General features: G+C 68.0%; 12 protein-coding genes. 2 read left to right on the forward strand and 10 right to left on the reverse strand.

Annotated features, from left to right (window positions below; all coding sequences use genetic code 11):
- Positions 1-8: 8 nt before the first annotated feature.
- The 5 genes from ACE3OV_RS04740 to ACE3OV_RS04760 all read right to left on the reverse strand — a co-directional run bounded on the left by ACE3OV_RS04740 (position 9) and on the right by ACE3OV_RS04760 (position 8,545).
- A complete protein-coding gene (locus tag ACE3OV_RS04740) occupies positions 9-1,355 on the reverse strand; it encodes a Fic family protein (RefSeq protein ID WP_374325537.1) in 1,347 nt (448 codons plus the stop codon).
- Between the two features lie 273 nt (positions 1,356-1,628).
- Positions 1,629-3,926, reverse strand: a complete 2,298-nt coding sequence (locus tag ACE3OV_RS04745; RefSeq protein WP_374325539.1) for an ankyrin repeat domain-containing protein — start codon at positions 3,924-3,926, stop codon at positions 1,629-1,631.
- Between the two features lie 174 nt (positions 3,927-4,100).
- Entirely contained in the window at positions 4,101-6,260 is a 2,160-nt protein-coding gene (locus tag ACE3OV_RS04750) for a PAS domain S-box protein (protein ID WP_374325541.1), read from the reverse strand.
- A complete protein-coding gene (locus ACE3OV_RS04755; RefSeq protein WP_374325543.1) occupies positions 6,257-7,402 on the reverse strand; it encodes an FIST signal transduction protein in 1,146 nt (381 codons plus the stop codon). Before ACE3OV_RS04755 ends, ACE3OV_RS04750 begins: the two co-directional genes overlap by 4 nt.
- Before the next feature lie 129 nt (positions 7,403-7,531).
- Positions 7,532-8,545 (reverse strand): asparaginase, encoded by a 1,014-nt coding sequence (locus ACE3OV_RS04760; protein ID WP_374325545.1) that lies wholly within the window; start codon positions 8,543-8,545, stop codon positions 7,532-7,534.
- A 106-nt stretch (positions 8,546-8,651) separates the two neighbouring features.
- On the opposite strand from ACE3OV_RS04760, the gene ACE3OV_RS04765 reads away from it, so the two are divergent.
- Together ACE3OV_RS04765 and dtd are read left to right on the forward strand one after the other, a co-directional pair.
- Positions 8,652-9,089: an HIT family protein gene (locus ACE3OV_RS04765; RefSeq protein WP_374326229.1), complete on the forward strand. Its 438-nt coding sequence runs from the start codon at positions 8,652-8,654 to the stop codon at positions 9,087-9,089.
- Between the two features lie 2 nt (positions 9,090-9,091).
- Positions 9,092-9,544 (forward strand): D-aminoacyl-tRNA deacylase, encoded by a 453-nt coding sequence (gene dtd, locus ACE3OV_RS04770; protein ID WP_374325547.1) that lies wholly within the window; start codon positions 9,092-9,094, stop codon positions 9,542-9,544.
- A 4-nt stretch (positions 9,545-9,548) separates the two neighbouring features.
- On the opposite strand, the gene ACE3OV_RS04775 is transcribed toward dtd, so the two are convergent.
- From ACE3OV_RS04775 to gshB, 5 genes are all read right to left on the reverse strand, one after another.
- Positions 9,549-10,997, reverse strand: coding sequence for a type VI secretion system contractile sheath domain-containing protein (locus ACE3OV_RS04775; protein ID WP_374325549.1), 1,449 nt, complete (start codon positions 10,995-10,997; stop codon positions 9,549-9,551).
- 84 nt (positions 10,998-11,081) lie between these two features.
- Positions 11,082-12,176, reverse strand: coding sequence for an HD-GYP domain-containing protein (locus tag ACE3OV_RS04780; protein WP_374325551.1), 1,095 nt, complete (start codon positions 12,174-12,176; stop codon positions 11,082-11,084).
- 11 nt (positions 12,177-12,187) lie between these two features.
- Positions 12,188-16,474, reverse strand: coding sequence for a response regulator (locus ACE3OV_RS04785; protein WP_374325553.1), 4,287 nt, complete (start codon positions 16,472-16,474; stop codon positions 12,188-12,190).
- A 96-nt stretch (positions 16,475-16,570) separates the two neighbouring features.
- Entirely contained in the window at positions 16,571-17,599 is a 1,029-nt protein-coding gene (locus tag ACE3OV_RS04790; RefSeq protein ID WP_374325555.1) for an FAD:protein FMN transferase, read from the reverse strand.
- Entirely contained in the window at positions 17,584-18,603 is a 1,020-nt protein-coding gene (gene gshB, locus ACE3OV_RS04795) for a glutathione synthase (protein ID WP_374325557.1), read from the reverse strand. Before gshB ends, ACE3OV_RS04790 begins: the two co-directional genes overlap by 16 nt.

Below are 18,603 nucleotides of genomic sequence, written 5' to 3' on the forward strand. Positions count from 1 at the left end.
AGCGGCGCCTACGTATTCGCCAGCTCCGCCAACAGTTCGCGCAGATTCTCCGGCGCATAGAAAACGTAAGCATTCCCCTGTTTCGTCTTGATCAGCAGCCCCAGTTCGTGGAGGCTGAGCAGGTCGCTGCGGGCGGTCTGGTAAACGACGCTGTGCGAACGCTGGTGGGCGTCGACGCGGTATTCGGTGCCGCTGTTGCGCAGGGCGTGGTTGAGCAGGGCGGTCTGCCGGTGGTTGAAGCGGCTGCGCAGGCTGACCGAGGCTGAAAGCAGTTTTTCGGTTTCCTTTTGTTCGCGGCTCTTGCGGTCCAGGTATTCGTGCAGCGTGGCGATGGCCTGGCGGATGGTGGTGAGCTGGTGGAGCAGGAAATAGGTGCTGTCGTTGTTGTCCGATTCGCTGTGCAGGTAGGCGCGCAGGTATTTGGCGGGGGCGTGGCGGATGATGTGGCTGATCGAGGTGTATTCCATCAACCAATAGCCGCTGCGGGCGATCGACCAGTAGAAGAGGGCGCGAGCGGTGCGGCCGTTGCCGTCGACGAAGGGGTGGTCGTAGCCGATCATGAAGTGGAGCAGGACGGCGCGCAGTACGGGATGGACGAAGGGCGAGGCGTTTTCGTCGGCGTTGGCGAAGTCGCACAGCCGTTGCAGGCGTTGCGGCAGTTCTGCGTGGGCGGGCGGTTCGTGGAGGATGGTGCCGTCACGCGGGTCGACCACGCGGATGTCGTCGGTCTGACGCAGGCGTCCGGCGTCGGCGGGGTCGTCCAGGGTGTCTTCGCTGAGGATGCGATGCAGGTCCAGGATGAGGGCGGGCGTCAGCGCATCGTTCTTGATCTCGCGCAGGTGTTCCATGGCGCGGTAGTTGTTGAAGATCATCTTCTCGCTGTGGTCGCGCGGCCGGCGGCCGCTCTTGAGCATGGCGGCGGCGACCTGACGGGTGGTCGAGGCGCCTTCAAGCTGGCTGGAGGTGATGGCCTCCTCAATCAGCGAGTTGATCAGGTAGCGCTGGGGTTCCTCGCGGATCGGCGCGCCGGCCGGCGAGTGGATCTGGCCGGCGGCGTCGCGGTCGATGTGATGCAGGGCGATGAGGACCGGCGCCGGGGTGGCGAAGCGGAAAGCTCTGCCGGCCTTGTCGAACAGCGGCAACTCCTGCAGCAGGGCGGCCCGACCGAGCTGGATGGACGCCCACCAGGCTTCCTTGCTGACCTTGTCCGGCGCTGGCCGGTAACGTAATTCGTCCCAGTGCAGGTAGCGACCGCCGATCAGCGGATTGATGTTGGCCGTGACCCAGGGATAGGCGTCGGGGCTGAGGCCTAGTATGAGCTGGGCGAAGTCGGGGGCGGTGGCGGGCTTTCTCATGCGTCTACTAAGTTATCAGTAAATTAGTAGAGATTAGTATGGTGCTCATGCCTTGCAACGTCTACTAATTTGTTAGTCTATTAGTAGTGATTGCTAGACCAAGGCTCAGCAACTGAATGGGTAAGTGCGTTTTGTCGTGGTCGTGCCGTCGTGTTGGGGGCGGCGCATCGGGGCTCGGGACGCACTCGGCATTGGCGAGCGTCGCGCCGAGCAGCAGGCAGGGCAGGATCAGGCGGGCGAGGCTGGGGAGGTGCGGGATCATCGTGCGGTGGCTTACGAATCGTTGCGAAATTGCTGGAGAAACTGCCGGCATTCTCCGAGATCCATTGCGCCATGGACGATCAGCGGGATGCCGGCGGCGGCGAGAAGGCGCTCGAGTTGTTCGATGTCGTTCGCGTCGTCGCGCACGCAGATGAGGTGGATGTTCTCGTAGGCGAAGCTCAACAGGCGCAGGCCGTGGGGCTGGAGGTGGTGGTTCTGGTACTCGAAATAGGGAATCTCGTTCGGCCAGTCGGGATAGCCGTGCGTTTCCAGCAGGTCGAGCAGGGGTTGCGGCGAATAGCCGGCAAGGTCGATGTCGTCAAGCGTCGGCAGTTCCGGCAGGTCGCCCCAGTATTCCTTCCACTCCAAGTAGGCGATCAGGTCCTGGGCGGCCAGGGCGGCCTGGAGCCAGTCGAAGACATCGCGCTCGGGCGCCGGCGGCGCGGGCAGGGCGCTGGCGTCGAGTTGCGGCAGGCAGCGTTGCAGTTGCTCGATCAGGCGCCGGTAGTAAGCGGCGTCGAGTGCCGGCCTGGCGTCTTCTCCGGGGTCGGCGCCGGCCGCGGCGAGCAGCGCGACGACTTCGTCGTGGCCGGCGTCGCGGGCTAGATCCAGGGCGCTTTTGCCGTCGCCGTCGCGAGCGTGGACGTCGGCGCCCAGTTCGAGCAGGCGCTGCGCGCTGGCTGTTTGCCCGTTGGCGGCGACCAGCATGAGCGCGTCACGGTCGTTTTCTTCCCAGCGGGCGTTGACGTCCTCGCCGTGCGCCAGCAGTTCGTCGAGCATTTCCAGGCATTCGCCGCGGGCGGCCGCCATCAGCGGCGTGTAGCCGTCGCTGCAGGGGCGCACGACGGCGCCCAGCGCGAGCAGGCAGCGCGCCGTTGCCGGCTGGTTTTCGCGCAGGGCTTCGATCAGTGGCGACCAGCCATCGTCGTCCTGGCAATTGACATCGGCTCCGTGCGCGGCCAGCAAGCTGACCATCTCCGGATTGCCGCTGCGGGCGGCGGAGTGCATGCACTGCCAGCCAGAGCTGTTGCCCGCCCGGGGATCGGCCCCGGCCGCCAGCAGGCGCTGGGCGGCATCGGTGGATTCGTTGAAACAGGCCTTGAGCAGGGCGCTATCGCCGCGCCGGTTGCGGGCATCGACGGCCAGGCCGCTTTCCAGCAGGAAGTCGACCATCGCCGCTTGCCCTGCCTCGGCGGCCAGCAGCAAGGCCGTGCTGCCTTCGTCGCTGTCGTCCTCGTCGTCGTCGAGCGCGGCAAAGAGACGGGAGAAACCCTCTTCGAAACTGGCGCCCAGTTGGTGCGGGATGCCGTTCTTGCCGAGTTGTACCTGCGGGTTGGCCCCGGCATCCAGCAGGCGGCGGACCAGTGCCACGTCGTCGCTGCGGGCGATCAGCAGGAAGCAGGCGTCCAGTTGTCGTGGCCCGGGCTGGGCGCCGGCGCGCAGCAATTGTCCGGCGATGTCTGGCCGTTCCTTGACCAGCGCCCAGGCCAGGGCGTCGCGTCGCTGGCAGTCCCGCTGCTGAACATCGGCCTGCCGGGCGAGCAGCATGGCGACGACCGCGTCATGCCCGTGCTCGGCGGCGGCGGTCAGTGCATTGCCGGCGTCCGACCTTTCGTCGACGCGTGCCCCGCTGGCGAGCAGGAGACTGACGATGGCGCTGTCACCGACGCGCGCCGCCTCGCGCAACGGAAAGCTGATGTAGTGCGGCGTCGGCGGCGTTGCGAAGTCCGGCCGGCAGCCGTGATCGAGCAGGATCGCCACGTTCTCGCGTTGTCCGGCAGCGGCGGCTTCGCTCATGGCCTGGGTGAATAGCGGGTCGGTCGGCAACTTGCGGCTGTGCTTCAGGATATCCGCCAGCAATTCGGGGAATTCGGCACTGGCTACCAGAACCACGGGGGCCGACTCGTGGTCGTCGGGGCGGTCGACGTTGGCGCCAAGCGCGATCAGGTGGGCGGCCAATGCCGGGTGATCGTTCCAGATGGCGGTAGCGAGCGGCGTCTTGCCCGCGCTTTCCCGGTCGATATCGGCGCCGTGCGCCAGCAACAGGTCGCACAGCTCGCTGTTGCCCTGGAAGGTGGCGATGGCCAGCGGCACTTTCCATTCCGACGCAGCGTAGTCCGGGCTGGCGCCGTGTTGCAGCAGCAAGGCCGCCATTTCCCGGTGACCCTGCTCGCAGGCCAGGGTGAGCGGCGTGTTGCCGTTGTTGTCGTACTGATCGGGGTTGTTGCCGGCGGCGAGCAGCTGGCGCAGGCTGGCGAGATCGCCGCGGCGGGCGCTGCGCAGCAGGGGGGAGATTTTCTGACGTGGCATCGGGCTCAATGATCCTGTGGCTGCCGCAGTTTTCCGGCGGCAGGGTTTCTCATGGGCAAGCAGTGTCCTCCGTTGTCGACGACCGAAGTACGACGCCGTTGGCGTCGGCGATGATAAGCCAGAATCCCATTTGGCATTTTTCCGGGTGCATCCCGGTTGCTGCGACTGGCTGGGTCAGCCCTTGCTTTCATTGAGCCAGCGCAGCAGGCTGGCGTAGAGCAGTTCAGGGACGACCGGTTTGGCCAGGTGCTCGTTCATGCCGGCGTCGAGGCAGGCCTGGCGGTCCTGTTCGAAGACGTTGGCGGTCATCGCCAGGATCGGCGTGTGCCGGTTGGGCGAGTCGCTGCGGATGGCGCGGGTGGCGTCGAGGCCGTTGCGGCGGGGCATCTGCATGTCCATCAGGATCAGGTCGTAACGGTTCTGGCTGGCCAGGGTAAGCGCCTGTTCGCCATCGACGGCGGTATCGACCGAGAAACCGAGGTCGTCGATCAGGCCGAGCATGACCTCGCGGCAGATGTTTTCATCTTCCGCCAGCAGCAGACGGGCGCCGGCATGGCGGCGGCGCAGCTCGGTTTCGTCGGCCATCGCGGCCGGGTTCGCGGCTGGCAGCAGCGGCTGGCTGTGGTCGTGGCGCAGACGGATGGTGAACCAGAAGGTGCTGCCGTGGCCGGGCTGGCTGTCGACGCCGATGCTGCCGCCCATCATTTCGACGAGTCGCTTGCTGATGGCCAGCCCGAGTCCGGTGCCGCCGTATTTTCGGGTCATCGATCCGTCGGCCTGTTCAAAGGCGGCGAAGAGGCGCGAGCGGCTTGCCGTGTCGATGCCGATGCCCTGGTCGGCAACTTCAAAACGCAGCCGACAGTCGTCGGGGCCGTCTTCAAGCTGGTGGACGCTGACGCGGATTTCGCCGTGTTCGCTGAACTTGATTGCGTTGCCGACCAGATTGATCAGGATCTGCCCGAGGCGCAGCGGATCGCCGAGGAAGCGCCGGTGGACGATCCCGGCAGCCGCTTCAAGGCGCAGCTTGAGGCCCTTGCTTCTGGCCTTGTGGCCGAACAGGGTGAGCAGGTTGGTTTTGAGTTGTTCGAGCGTCAGCGGGACGTTTTCCAGGGTCAGGCGTTCCGCTTCGATCTTTGACAGGTCGAGGATGTCGTTGAGCAGGGCGAGCAGGTGCTGGGCCGATTGTTCGGCCTTGCCGAGCTGGTCGGTGACCAGCGGGTCGCTGACGCGGCGGCGGGCGAGGCCGATCATGCCGAGGACGCCGTTCATCGGTGTGCGCAGTTCGTGGCTCATGTTGGCGAGGAAGGTGCTCTTCGCCCGGTTGGCGGCTTCGGCGGCGTCCTTGGCCACCTGCAGGTCCTGGGTGCGGGTTTCGACCAGGCGCTCGAGCATCAGCTGCTGTTCCTTGAGCGCCGTGTAGTCGGAGAAGAGACCGACGTAGCGCTGGATTTCGCCGGCTTCGTTGCGGATGCCGCTGATCGTCTGGCGGGCGACGAAGAGTTCGCCGTTTTTGCGCCGGTTCCAGATTTCGCCGCTCCAGCGGCCTTCCTGGGTGATCGCCCGCCACAGCCCGGCGTAGAAATCGGCGGACTGCAGGTTGGACTTGAGCAGACGCGGGTTGTCGCCAAGCACTTCGGCGCGCTCGTAGCCGGTAATTTCGGTGAAGGCCGGATTGACGTCGAGGATGGTGCCGTCGGCGCTGGTCAGGATGATCGCCTCGTTGGCGTGGCGGAAGACGCTGGCCGCCTGCTGCAACTGGCGCTCGGCCTGCTTGCGCTCGGTGATGTCGGTGGCGATGCCAAGCACGCCGAGCAACTGGCCGTCGCCATCGACGATCGGCGTCTTGACGGTTTCCAGCAGGACGTGCCGGCCGTCGCTGGCGTAGGTCACCCATTCCTCGTTGCTCACCGGGCCGCCGTTTGCCATCGCCCGGCGGTCGTTGGCGCGGAAGAGGTCGGCCAGTTCGCGGCCGACGAAGTCATAATCGCTGCGGCCGATGATCTGCGCTTCGCTGGCACCGAAGAAACGCTCGAATTCCGGGTTGCAGGCGAGATAGATGCCGTCCGGGTCCTTCAGCCAGATCAGGTCGTGCAGGGCGTGGAAGATGGCTTTGAGCTGGGCGTCGTAAGCGGTGCGCTCGCGCTGGTGCAGCGCCCGCATTTCCTCCGAGGTGATTTCGAGCGAACGTTCCAGGGTGTAGCGATCCTGGTCGAAGCCGTTGTAGGTGCGCTCGATGACTTCCAGCAGGGCCTGCCAGCTTGCCGCGTCCGGCGGCTGCCCGGTACTCAGGCCGAGCTTGCGCAACTGCCGGGAGAGCAGGCGGTTACCGGTCACGCCGCGTTTTCCCAGAGCAGGGTCAGGGTCATCGTCTGGTTGTGCAGGTCGCAGCAACTGCCGGTGAGCGGCGACAGTTCGCCGTAGGAGTAGAAGCCGACCATGGTGGTCTGCGCCGGCAGGGTGTCGAGCACCGCATCCAGTTCCTCCTCGCTGCGTTCGCTGAGGACCAGGCGGCGGCCGACGCAACTGACGGCGAGCGCCAGCAACGGTCCGCCGGCGTAGGCGCTCATGCCGGTACGTTCGGCGGCCTGGGCGGCGCCGTCGATGACGCGTTCGAAGTTGGCCCGCATCAGTTGCACCGTGGCGCCTTCCGGGATGTCGCCGGCAAAGGTGATCGACTGCGCCGCCTCGTCGATGCCGAGGATGGTACGCACTGTCTCCTCGTCGCGCTTGCCGTCGCTGTGGATGGCGAGCGGGAAGAGCAGGGCGCTGGCGGGAAGTTCGGCGGCGCGCTCGCCCAGGTATTTCTTGTACAGCGGCAGCGCCGGCTGGTGGTCGAGTTCGTAGAGCACGTTGCCGCTGGCGCGGGTGACCTTGCGATGGACGCCGAGGATGTCCCAGCCGCTGCCGCTGCCATGAGCGAGGCCGATCCGGGCGCCGTAGAAGCCGATGGCGACGATGGCGTGTTCCTGCGGTCCGCTCTCGCCGAGCACCCAGGTCTGCTGGAAGCGGTTGCCGTCGCCGGCCAGGCCCCCGGTGACGACGATGCCGGCGGGCAAGGCCGAGGAGAAGCCGCGCGCTAGTTCCGAGCCATTGACGTTGAGGCCGTCGGCAAAGACCAGGATGCCGCGCAGGCCGTCGGCGTTGAGGGATTGGGCGATTTCCTGGCCGGCAGCGAAGGATTGCGCGGTCTGTTCGAAGCGATGGGTGATGCCACGCAGGCAGGTGCCGGCGAAACGTACCAGGGCGACGGTCAGCGTGTTGTCGTCGATCGAGCGGCCGGCGATCTCGCCGGCGGTGGAGGCGCCGGCCCAGACCGACGTCGGGAAGCTGGCGCGCAAGGCGTCGAGGACGGCAGCCAGCGGCCCGAGGTCGGTCGGTCCGAAGACCAGGATCAGGGTCTCGGGGGAGTCGAGGGTGACGTCCGGCGGCTGATCCCAGCCGTCGCCGATGGCATAGCGGTACGCTGCGGTCTGCAATTGTCACCCCCTGTCGATTGCGCTGCCGATTCGGGAAAAGTGTAGCGCATTACCGGGTAGTGAATCGATCAAACACGGGCGTCATGCGCACCGCGACGGCGCCGCCGTTTCATGTGGAACCGACCGGATTCAGGACATTTCACCGCACCAGGTTTCACCCATTCCGCGCCGTACCGCTGCCGCGTCGTCGGTGCTGGCGAGCAGCAGATGCAGCTTGGCGAAGGCGGCCTCCAGCGTCAGGTCGCCGCCGGCAACGACGCCGAGGCGGGCGAGGGCGCTGCCGGTGGCGTAGGTTTCCTGGCTGATGCCGCCGTACAGGCACTGCGTGACGTTGAGCAGGACGATGCCGCGGGCGGCGGCGCGTTCGAGCGCGGTCATCAGTTCCCGGTCACCCTGCGGCGCGTTGCCGACGCCGTAGGTCTGGAGGACGATGCCGCGCAGTCGTGGGTTGGCGACCAGCGCATCGACCAGTGCGGCGGGAAAACCCGGGTGCAGGGTGAGGACGGCGACCGCCTGGTCGTCGTAGACGGGAACACAGAAGCGGCGCTCGCCGGCGGCGAGCAGATGCTCGTCGTGGAGGACGAAGCCGTTGCCGGCCTCGCCGAGCGCCGGGTAATTGGGCGAGGCGAAAGCCTCGAGGCGAGTGGCGGCGAGCTTGCGGCTGCGGTTGCCGCGCAGCAGGCGTCCGCCGAAGTAGATGCTCACTTCGCACAGCGCCGGGCTGGCGGCGAAATGCAGCGCGCCACGGACGTTGTCGAGGGCGTCGCTGCCCGCTGCGTCGAGCGGGATCTGGGCGCCGGTGAGGACCACCGGCTTGGCACAGCCGCGCAGCATGAAGGAGAGCGCCGACGCGCTCCAGGCCATGGTGTCGGTCCCGTGCAGGACGACGAAGCCGGCGTGGCTGTCCCAGTGCGCGAGCAGCGCCTTGGCGATGGCCGGCCAGTGAGCGGGGCGCAGGTCGGCGCTGTCGATCGGCGGCAGTTCGACGATGTCGTAGTCGGACGCGGGGTGGTCGGCGCTGCTTTCCAGGCGCTGGCGCAGGCGCTCCGGGAAGCCGGCGAGCGGCCGGTAGCCGTCGGCGGCGGCGGCCATGCCGATGGTGCCGCCGGTGTGCAGGATCAGGATGCGGGTGGGGGAGGGCATGGGAGGTCCGGGCTGGTCGTCGCCCGCTAAGTTAGCCGCTATCGCCGGCGCGCGCCAGCCTCTCGCATACAATGCCGGCTTTTGCCGCGAGGAGTTTGCCGTGCCGATGTTCGTCGATACTTCACCTGCCGGTCAGTGCATCTTCTGCCGCCTGATCGCCGGCGAGATTCCCGCATCCGTGGTGTTCGAGGATGCGCAGACGATCGCCTTCCTCGACCTCGGCCAGCTCAATCCCGGGCATACGCTGGTGGCGGTGAAGCGCCACGCGGCGACCCTGCTCGACCTGACGCCGGACGAGGCGGCGGCGGCGATGCGCACCGCGCAGCGGGTGGCGCAGGCGGCGCAGACCGCTTTCGCGCCGGCCGGCCTGACGCTGCTGCAATGCAACGGCGAGGCGGGCGGGCAGACGGTTGGCCACTTCCACATCCACGTCGTGCCGCGCCACGCCGACGACGGCGTCGGCCTGCTCTGGCCGCGCAAGGACCCGCCGCGTGAAGTGCTCGAAGCCTGTGCGACGCAGTTGCGCCAGGCGCTGGCGGCCTGAGCATGCGCGTCGTCGTGCAGCGGGTGAAGTCGGCGGCGGTGAGCGTCGACGGCGCGGTGACCGGGGAGATCGACGGTGGTCTGCTGGTCCTGGCCGGTTTCGAGGAGGGCGACACGCCGGCCGACCTCGCCTGGATGGCCGGCAAGCTGGTCCGCCTGCGGCTGTTTGCGGACGCCGACGGGGTGATGAACCGCAGCGTCGCCGAGGCCGGCGGCGAGATCCTGGCGGTGTCGCAATTCACGCTCTACGCCTCGGTGAAGAAGGGCAACCGGCCGTCCTGGGGGCGGGCGGCGCGCGGCGACGTGTCCGGGCCGCTGTTCGCCGCCTTCGTCGATCAACTGGCGGCGGCGCTGGGCAAACCGGTGCCGACCGGCGTCTTCGGTGCCGACATGGAAGTGGCGCTGGTCAACGACGGTCCGGTGACGCTGGCCATCGACTCGCGCCAGCCGGAATAGCCGTTCAGGTGGCGAACACGCCGGCCAGCGGTCGCGCTGGCGCGGCCACCGATTGCCAGCGCAGGAGGCGCACGGCGTCGCGGTTGCGGTAGCTGAGCAGCGGCATCAGGCCGCGCGCCAGCATGGCGTTGGCCGCCGTTTCGCCGAGCAGGACTTCGGCGCCGGCTTGCTGGCGGGCGTCGCCGCGCACGTCGCGGACGATGTAGCTGGGTAGCGCGTCGATTTCCAGGTAGGCCGAGATATCCATCTCGTCGCCGTCCTCGGCGTAGGCTTCGCCGAGCAGCCGGGCCTGCGCGTAGACCGGGTTTTCCCAGGCGAAATCCTCGTGCGCCGCGCCGTCGGCCACTTCCTCGAAGGCGAAAGCGCTGACCGGGTCGGTGTTGCGGCCGTAGGGCAGGCGGCCGAGCAGGCGCGGCAGCGTCAGTCCCAGCCAGGCGGCGGCCTGGCTCTTGCGCAGCGCCTGCCAGCGTTCGGCCAGTGGCGGCGCCAGCGGCTGCCATTGCGCGGGGTCGGCGAGTTCGTCGACCGAGGCGCAGCCGAGCAGTGCGGGCTGGGCGGCGGCCAGGCAGGGGGCATCGGCGGCCATCGCCAGGCGGGCCAGTGCGTCGAGCGTGTCGAGATCGGCAGCTGCGGCGGTGAAGGAAAAATCGGCAACGATCAGCGACAGCGGGCCGTCTTCGCCGACGCTGTCGGCGAGCGCGGCGCGCAGGGCGTTGCCGCCAGCGCTCAGGTCGGCTTGCAGTTCGTCGCGCGAAAGATCGAGCAGATCGACCTGAATTTCGTCGTCGCCGGATAGTTCGCTGACCAGGTGCCAGATGCCGCGCCACGCCGATTCGAGGCGCCGAAAGGCCGGATCGCGCAGGATGGTGCGCAGGTGCCGGGCGATGCGCTGGTCGAATTCGCCCAGCGCGCGCTGGCGCAGCGCCCGGTCGTCGCTGCTGACGTGCTGGGTGACGACGTCGCGCACCAGGCGATTGACGATGTCGGCGGTGACCGGCCGGGCCCGCGTCGCGCTGCCGCCGAGCAGGCGGTTCAGGGTGTCGGCATCGCTTTCCGGGCGCGCCGGCGCCTCGACCGAGAGGCCGAGGTCGGCGGCGGTCATCGCACTGCGTTGCGGGTCGGCGAGGGCCTCGCGGCTGGCGCGCAGGGCGGCGAAAGGCGGCATCTCGTAGATGGCGTCCGGGTGCAGGTCGTCGAGGCGGCTGAAGTGCAGGGTGCCGGTCGGTGCGGCGTGGTCGCCGCTGGCGGGCAGCGTCAGGGTGGGGGCGAAGGCCGCCAGGGTTGCCGCGAAATTGTCGATATCGACCGTCTGCGGGAAGCGCTGCGCCAGCGGTAGCTGCCGAGCCGTTGCACCGGCCAGGTCGGCCAGCACCAGGATGCGGAACGACGGCCGGGATGGCGCGCCTTTCTTCCCTTTGCCGAAACGGAATTCGAATTCCAGTGTGCCACTCACCTTGTTCTCCCGAGGGTTTTTCCAAGGCCGTTACTGTACCCGACCTTGCCCCGCATATGCTTGCGGAATCGCTCTCTTGGCGCCTCAGGAATCGTTGCGCTGGTCGTAAATTTCCTGGATCTGGAATTCGAGGTCGGTCAGCGCGCCGTTCTCGTCGGCGTAGATTTCGCGGATGCGCAGGATGTCGGGCAGGGCCTGGCGGAAGGCCTGCATCAGTTGTGGGTCGAAGTGGCTGCCGGTTTGTAACTCCATCAGGCGCAGCGCTTCGTCGAGCGGGAAGGCGGGCTTGTAGGGACGCACCGAGACCAGCGCGTCGAAGACATCGGCGATGGCGACGATGCGGCCCTCAAGCGGGATGTCGGTGCCGCGCAGGCCGTGCGGGTAGCCGCTACCGTCCCACTTCTCGTGGTGGCTGAGGGCGATGATGCGGGAGGTTTCGAGCAGCTCGTTGTCGTGCTTGCCGATGATCTCGGCACCCATCACCGGGTGCTGGTGCATGACCTTCCATTCCCCGGTGTCGAGCTTGCCGGGTTTCAACAGGATGGCGTCGGGGATGCCGATCTTGCCGATGTCGTGCATCGGCGCCGTCTGGAAGATGATGCCGGCGGCCTCCGCGCCGAGGCCGTGGGCTTCGCCGATCAGCCGGGCGTAGTGGCTCATGCGCAGGACGTGGTTGCCGGTTTCGTTGTCCTTGAACTCGGCGGCACGGCCGAGGCGGCGGATGATCTGCTGGCGGGTGGTGAGCAGTTCCTGGGTGCGCTGGCGGACCATGCGCTCGAGTTCGCGCGTCTGGTCGTAGAGGGCGAGGTGGGTGCGGACGCGTGCCTTGACGATCGGCGGGCTGATCGGCTTGGTGATGTAGTCGACGGCGCCGAGCGCCAGGCCGAGCTCCTCGTCTTCGATGCTGCTCATCGCGGTGACGAAGATCACCGGGATGCGCCGGCGGTCCGGGTTGGCCTTGAGGCGGCGGCAGATTTCCAGGCCGGAGAGGCCGGGCATCATGATGTCGAGCAGGATCAGGTCGGGCGGTTCGTCGGAATAGATGATCTTGAGCGCCTTCTCGCCGCTGGTGGCGACCCGCAGCCGATAGTCCGCGGCCAAAACGTTGCGCAGCACGTCGATGTTTTCCGGCGTGTCGTCGACGATGAGGATGCTTTGCTTGGGCAGCAGGGGAACCATGGTGGCGGGACTCACTGGTGAAGGGTGTCGGCCACCCGGTCGAGGATGTCGATGGCGGTTTCGAAATCGTAGGTGGCGATGGCGCGCGCCAGCGGATCGAAGGCGGCGGCGTCGAGGCGCTGCCGCAAGGCGCCTTCGATGTCCTCGAAGACGCGCACGGCGGCGGCATCGTCGTCGGCGAGCAATTGCCGCAACTGGCTCAGGCTTTCCGCTGGCAGCGGCGTTTGCGGGCTGGCCGCGGCGGCAGTCTCGGCAGTGCCGCTGGTGGCGGCGAGGACGGCGGCCAGCGCGTCGAGCAGGCGGACGCTCAGGCTGTCGATGCGGTTGCCGTCTTCCGGCGTCTGGCGCAGGCAATGTTCGAGTTCACCGGCCAGGCTGACCAGGTGGCCGGCACCGATATTGCCGGCGAGGCCGCGCAGGGTATGGACAAGGAGGATCGCCTGGGCGTCGTCGCGTTCGGCGCGGGCGGCGCGCAGGCGTTGTGGGAAATCGGCCTGGTCCTCGCCGAAACGTTTGAGCAGGCGCTGGTAGAGTTGCTGGTTGCCGCCCAGGCGAGCCAGCGCCGTGGCTTCGTCGAGTTCGCTGGCGGCGGCTTCGGGGTTGTCGCTGCCGGCGGCGACGATCGGCTGCGCCGGCAGACCGTTCAGCCAGTGGGCGAGGGTGGATTGCAGATGGGCGACGTCGATCGGCTTGGCGACGTGGTCGTTCATGCCGGCGGCCAGGCAGCGCTCGCGGTCGGAGGCGAGCGCGTTGGCGGTCATGGCGATCACCGGCAGGTCCTTGCGTCCGAGATCCTCGCGGATGCGCCGGGTGGCTTCGTAGCCATCCATGACGGGCATCTGGCAGTCCATCAGGACCAGGTCGAAAGCGCCGTCGCGCACCCGTTCGATGGCGATCGCGCCGTTTTCGGCAGTGCTGACGACGAGCCCGAAGTTGCGCAGCATTTCCTCAGCCAGCTCGCGATTGACCTCGTTGTCCTCGACCAGCAGCACCTGACGCCCGCTCGGGATGGCGCTGGCTGCCGCGGCGCCCGGCAGTTCGGGAACGCTGGGCGCGCGGTGCAGGGCGAGCATGATGCTGTCGAACAGCGACGACGGCGTCACCGGTTTGCCGAGGATGGCGCTGACGCTGTACGGTTCGAGCAGCTCGCGCAGCTCGTCCTGGTCGAAGGCGGTGATCATCACCACCGCCGGCGCCTGGTCGCAGGGGAAGTCGCGGCGTACGGCGGCGAGCAGTTCGGCGCCGTCCATGCCCGGCATCTTCCAGTCGAGCAGCAGCAACTGGTAGGGCTGGCCGGCGTTGCGCGCGGTCTGCAGCTCGACCAGGGCGTCGTTGCCGCTGCCGACGGCGCGGTTTTCGATGCCCAGTCCGGCCAGCATGTGGGCGAAGATTTCGCGAGCGCCGGGGCTGTCATCGACGACCAGGGTGCGCAGGTGTTCGGGCAGGCCGAGGCGGCGCGGCGCTTCGGCTTCGCGGCTGGCCAGGTCGAAGGGCAGTTCGAAGACGAAGCTGCTGCCGTTGCCGGGCTCGCTGCTGGCGCTGATACGGCCGCCCAACTGGTCGACGATGCGCTTGCAGATCGACAGGCCGAGGCCGGTGCCGCCGTACTTGCGGGTGGTCGAACTGTCGGCCTGGGTGAAGGCGGTGAACAGGCTGGCCAGTTGTTCCGGGGTCATGCCGATGCCGGTGTCGCGCACTTCGAAGCGGATGCGCGCCTTGTCGGCGTCGCCTTCGAGCAGGCGGACCTCGACCCGGACCTCGCCCTGCTCGGTGAACTTGATGGCGTTGCCGACCAGGTTGAGCAGCACCTGGCCGAGGCGCAGCGGGTCGCCGAGCAGACGGTCGGGAACGTCGGGAGCGAGGTCGAAGAGCAGTTCCAGCCCGCGCTCGCGGGCGCGCAGCGCGCTCAGGTCGCCGAGGTGCTGCAGCGTGGCGTCGAGGCTGAACGGCGTGCGCTCGAAGCGCATCATGCCGGCCTCGATCTTCGACAGGTCGAGGATGTCGTTGATGATGCCGAGCAGCCCCTTGGCGGCGGCGTCGACCTTGTTCAGGTAATTGCGCTGGCGGACGTCGAGCGGTGTCTGCAGTGCCAGGTGGGTCATGCCGATGATGGCGTTCATCGGGGTGCGGATTTCGTGGCTCATGTTGGCCAGGAAATCGGCCTTGGCGGCGGCCGCGGATTCGGCGGCGGCGCGCGCCTTTTCCGCCTCGCGCTCGGCGTCCTTCTGGGCGGTGATGTCGACGATGACGCCGATCAGCCCGCCCGGCGCGCCGTCCGGCGAACGGAAGCCGCTCACCGCGTAGAGCGTGTCGCGCAGGCTGCCGTCGGCCCGGCGCATGGTGACGACGCGGCTGTGGCGGCTGCATTCGGCGATCACCCGTTCATCTTCTTCCTGGTAGGCGCGGCGCTCGTCTTCCGGCAGGTAGTCGAGGTCGAGGACGCGCTTGCCGATGAAATGGCCGCGGTCGACGCCGAAGAATTCCTCGTAGGCGCGGTTGCAGCCGAGGAAGCGGGTGTGCTCGCCCTTGTAGAAGATGGGGTTGGGGATGGTGTCGAGCAGGGCGCGCAGGAAGGCGAACTGGCGGATCAGTTCACGCTCGATCTCGCGGCGGTCCGAGATGTCGAGCACGGTGAGGAGCAGCGAGGTGAGCTTGCCCTGTTCGTCGCGCATGGCGCTGACCTGAACGTCGCCCCAGCGGCGGTTGGCGTCGGCGTCGACGAATTCGAGTTCGTTGCGCAGGCTGTCCTCACCGCCAGCGGCCACCCGCTTGAGCATCTGCTGCATGCGCTCGCTGTCGGCCTCGGCCAGGCACAGACCGTGTTCCTGGCGCAGGCTGTCTTCACTGCGGGCGACGAAGCTGGCGAAGGCGCGGTTGATTTCCGCCGGCTGGCCGCCGGGTTCCAGGCTGACGATGCCGACCGCAGCGTTGTCGAAGACGGCGCGGAAGAAGGCTTCGCGCTGGCGCAGGGCTTCCTGGCTCTGGCGCAGGGCGCCGGTGCGCATCGCCACCGTCTGTTCGAGGTCGGCGTTGATTTCCTGCATGGCCTGGCGGCCGCCCTGCAGTTGCTGGCGCATGTTTTCCAGGGCGCCGGCGAGCTCCTGCACCTCCTGCCAGGGGGCTGTGGAAATCACCGGTGTGTCGAGATCGAGACGGCCGATGCGGCGGCTTTCCTCGGTCAGTTCGGCGAGTGGCTCGCCGAACTGACGGGCCATGCGGAAGGCGACGCCGACACCGAGGCCGAGCGCGGCGAGCAGGATGGCGGCGAGCACCAGCAGGTCGTTGCCGGAAACCGGCACGAAATCGCGGTGCGGCGCGAGCAGCGCCAGCCAGATCCCGGTGCGGCCGGCGTCGAGCTGGCGGAACAGGCTGTACCAGCGCCCGTCGGGACGGTCGACGTTGTCGATGCCGGTGGCCGGTACGGGATTTTCCAGCCACTGGCGGCGGGCCTGGGCGAGTTCAGCGAGGTCCAGTTCCTCGGCGCTCTTCAGCATCGCCTGCTGGCCCGCTTCCGGGCTGGCGAAACGGGGCAGGCCGGGCGGCGCCAGCAGGCGGCCATCGTCGAGCAGCAGGCTGGCCTGGCCGTCGCGGCCGATGCTCTTGCCGGTGGTGGCCTCGGCGATGTCGCGCAGGCGGACGTCGTGGGCGATCACGTGGTAGCCACCGTCGCGTCCGCGCCAGCGCATCGCCGCAGTCAGCCCGGGCGCCTTGTTGGTGAAGAAGATGTAGGGCTGCGTCCAGTGGATCTGCCGGTGGTCGGTGAGCGCCATGGCGCCCTTGAACCAGGGGCGCTGGCGTGGGTCGTAATCGCTTTCACGGATGCTGACGCCGGTGATGCGGCGCTCGGCGTCCCAGGTGATCCAGTAGCTGACCCGGCCCCATTCGGCCGGGTGGCTGATGCGGTTGGTCCAGCCGCCATCCTTGTCGAGCAGCAGGAAGAACTCGCGCCCCGATTCGTGGGCGTAGATCACCGAGTTGATCTCGGTGTTGTTGGCCAGCACCGGGAAGAAGAATTCGTTGAAACGCAGCAGGTCGCCATGGTCGAAACTGCCGTTGGCGCCCCAGGCGTGGCTGTTGCGCAGGGTGATCTCGACCGAGTCAAGCAGCCGGGTGTAGCGCGCTTCCAGTTGTTCGGCGGCGAGATGTAGTTGGGTGTTGGCCAGCCGGTCGACGGTCGGTTCGCCGATCAGGCGGACGATGCCGACGGTGAAGGCGGCCAGCGCAAGCAGGATGAGCAGCCCGGTGCGCAGCACGAGGCTGTGGGCGAAGCCCGATTTTTGCAAAGAAATCCCGCCCACGGCGTTTTCCCCCGACCTGCTGTTGTCCGATGGCTGGTGCCCGGTTGTCCTGCTTGCAGCAGCTTTCCGTCAGCATAGCCAAGCGGGTCGGGGCGATCAAGGCAGGACGCGGATATTTGCGCGGTCGCCGAGATATTCCAGGCGACGGTCGAGGGCGGCGCTGACGAAGATCTGGCCGTCGGCGGCGACGCGCAGGACGAGCGGCGTGCCCATCTTGTCGGCCATCGCCCGCCAGTTGTCCGGGCCGGCGATGAAGATCGGCTTCGATGCGGCATCGGACAGCGTGCCAGCCTTCGGCCCGGCCGGGATGAGGACGGTGACAGCCTGCGTGTGGTCGACCGGGGTGGCGCTGCGCGGATCGATCAGGTGCGAGTAGCGGCGGCCGTCGAGTTCGAAGTAGCGCTGGTAGTCGCCGGAGGTGCCGATCGCCTCGCCGTCGTCAAGCTGTACCGTGGCCAGCGGGCCGGGCTGGCGCGGATGCTGGATGCCGACCCGCCACTTGCGGCCTTCCTTGCTGCCGAGCGCCATGACGTTGCCGCCGATGTTGATCAGCGCGTTGTTGATGCCCTGGCCGCGCAGGATGGCGGCGGCGCGGTCGAGCGCGACGCCTTTCAGGTAGCCACCGAAATCGAGGGCCAGGGCGCGCTTGCGGCTGGAAACCGTGGTTCCGTCGATGACCAGGTCGGCGATCGACGGCTTCTCCTTGAGCCAGTCGGCGAGCGCCTGTGGGTCGGGCAGGCGGGCGACGAATTCGTCGGCGTGGAAGCCCCAGAGCTTGATCAGGGCGCCGATGCCGGGGTCGAACAGGTGCTCGCCCTGCGCCGAGAGCGCCTGCGCCTCGCCCATGAAAGCGGCCATTTCCGGCGTCACCGTGGCCTTCCTGCCGGCGGCGAGGGCTTCGTTCACGGCGGTCAGCTCCGAAGCCTGCCAGGCGTGGTAGGTCCGGTGCATGCGGTCGAATTCGCGCAGCACGGCGGCGATCGCCTGGCGGCCGAGATTCGGGTCTTCGCCGACGACGACGACCTCGACCCGGGTGCCGAAGACGTAGGCCTGCTGCTCCTGCAGCGGCGCCTTGCCGCAGGCGGCGAGGAGGGTGGCGACAAGGAGGATCAGGAAACGGCGCATGCGTGTTCGATCGCGGTGATGGTCGCGCCGGCGGCGTCGAAGCCGCTTTGCTGGCGGATTTCGACCATGCCGGTGGGACTGGTGACGTTGATCCCGGTGAGCCGTTCGCCGATCAGGTCGAGACCGACCAGCAGCAGGCCGCGCTTGAGCAGCAGCGGACCGAGGGCATCGGCGATGTGGCGCTCGCCGGGGGTGAGTTCCTGGACCACGCCGGTGCCGCCGGCGCTCAGGTTGCCGCGCGTCTCGCCGGCCTTGGGGATGCGCGCCAGGCACCAGGGCACCGCCTTGCCGGCGATGAGCAGGATGCGCTTGTCGCCCTGGGCGATCGCCTGCAGGTATTGCTGCGCCATCACGGTATGGCGGCCGTTGCCGGTCAGCGTCTCGAGGATGACGTTCCGGTTGGGGTCGTTGCGATGCAGGCGGAAGATGCGGCTGCCGCTGTTGCTGTCGAGCGGCTTGACGATGACGTCGCGCTGTTCGTCGATGAATTGCTGCAGACGGCCGAGGTCGCGGCTGACCTTGGTGGACGGGATGAACTGCGGAAATTCCAGGATCGCCAGCTTTGCCGCATGGTCGCGCAGTGCCCGCGGCCGGTTGAAGACGCGCACGCCGTCGGCCTCGGCGCGTTCGAGCAGGGCGCTGGCGGCGAGGTATTCGCTGTCCACCGGCGGGTCCTTGCGCATCAGCACGGCATCGAAGGCCTTCAGCGGCAGCCACTCGCGCTGCGTTTCGCGGTACCAGTCGTGGTCGTCGGGGCGCAGGTGGAGGTGGATTGCTTCGCCGAAAGTGCCGCCCGGATGGTCGGCCTCCGGCTTGCGCCAGCCCAGCGTCGGCGCTTCGACCGCATAGACGTCGTGGCCGTGGCTCTGCGCCGCCCGCATCAGCGCCACCGAGGAGTCCTTCCAGGCCTTCAGGCGATCCAGCGGATCGACGATGAAGGCCAGTCGCAGCGGCCTTTCGCTGCCGCCAAGCAGATGCCGTTCGAAGTGCAGCTGCTGGGTCAT

Source organism: Azonexus sp. (assembly GCF_041909095.1).
In the GTDB taxonomy this organism is placed as follows: Bacteria; Pseudomonadota; Gammaproteobacteria; order Burkholderiales; family Rhodocyclaceae; genus Azonexus.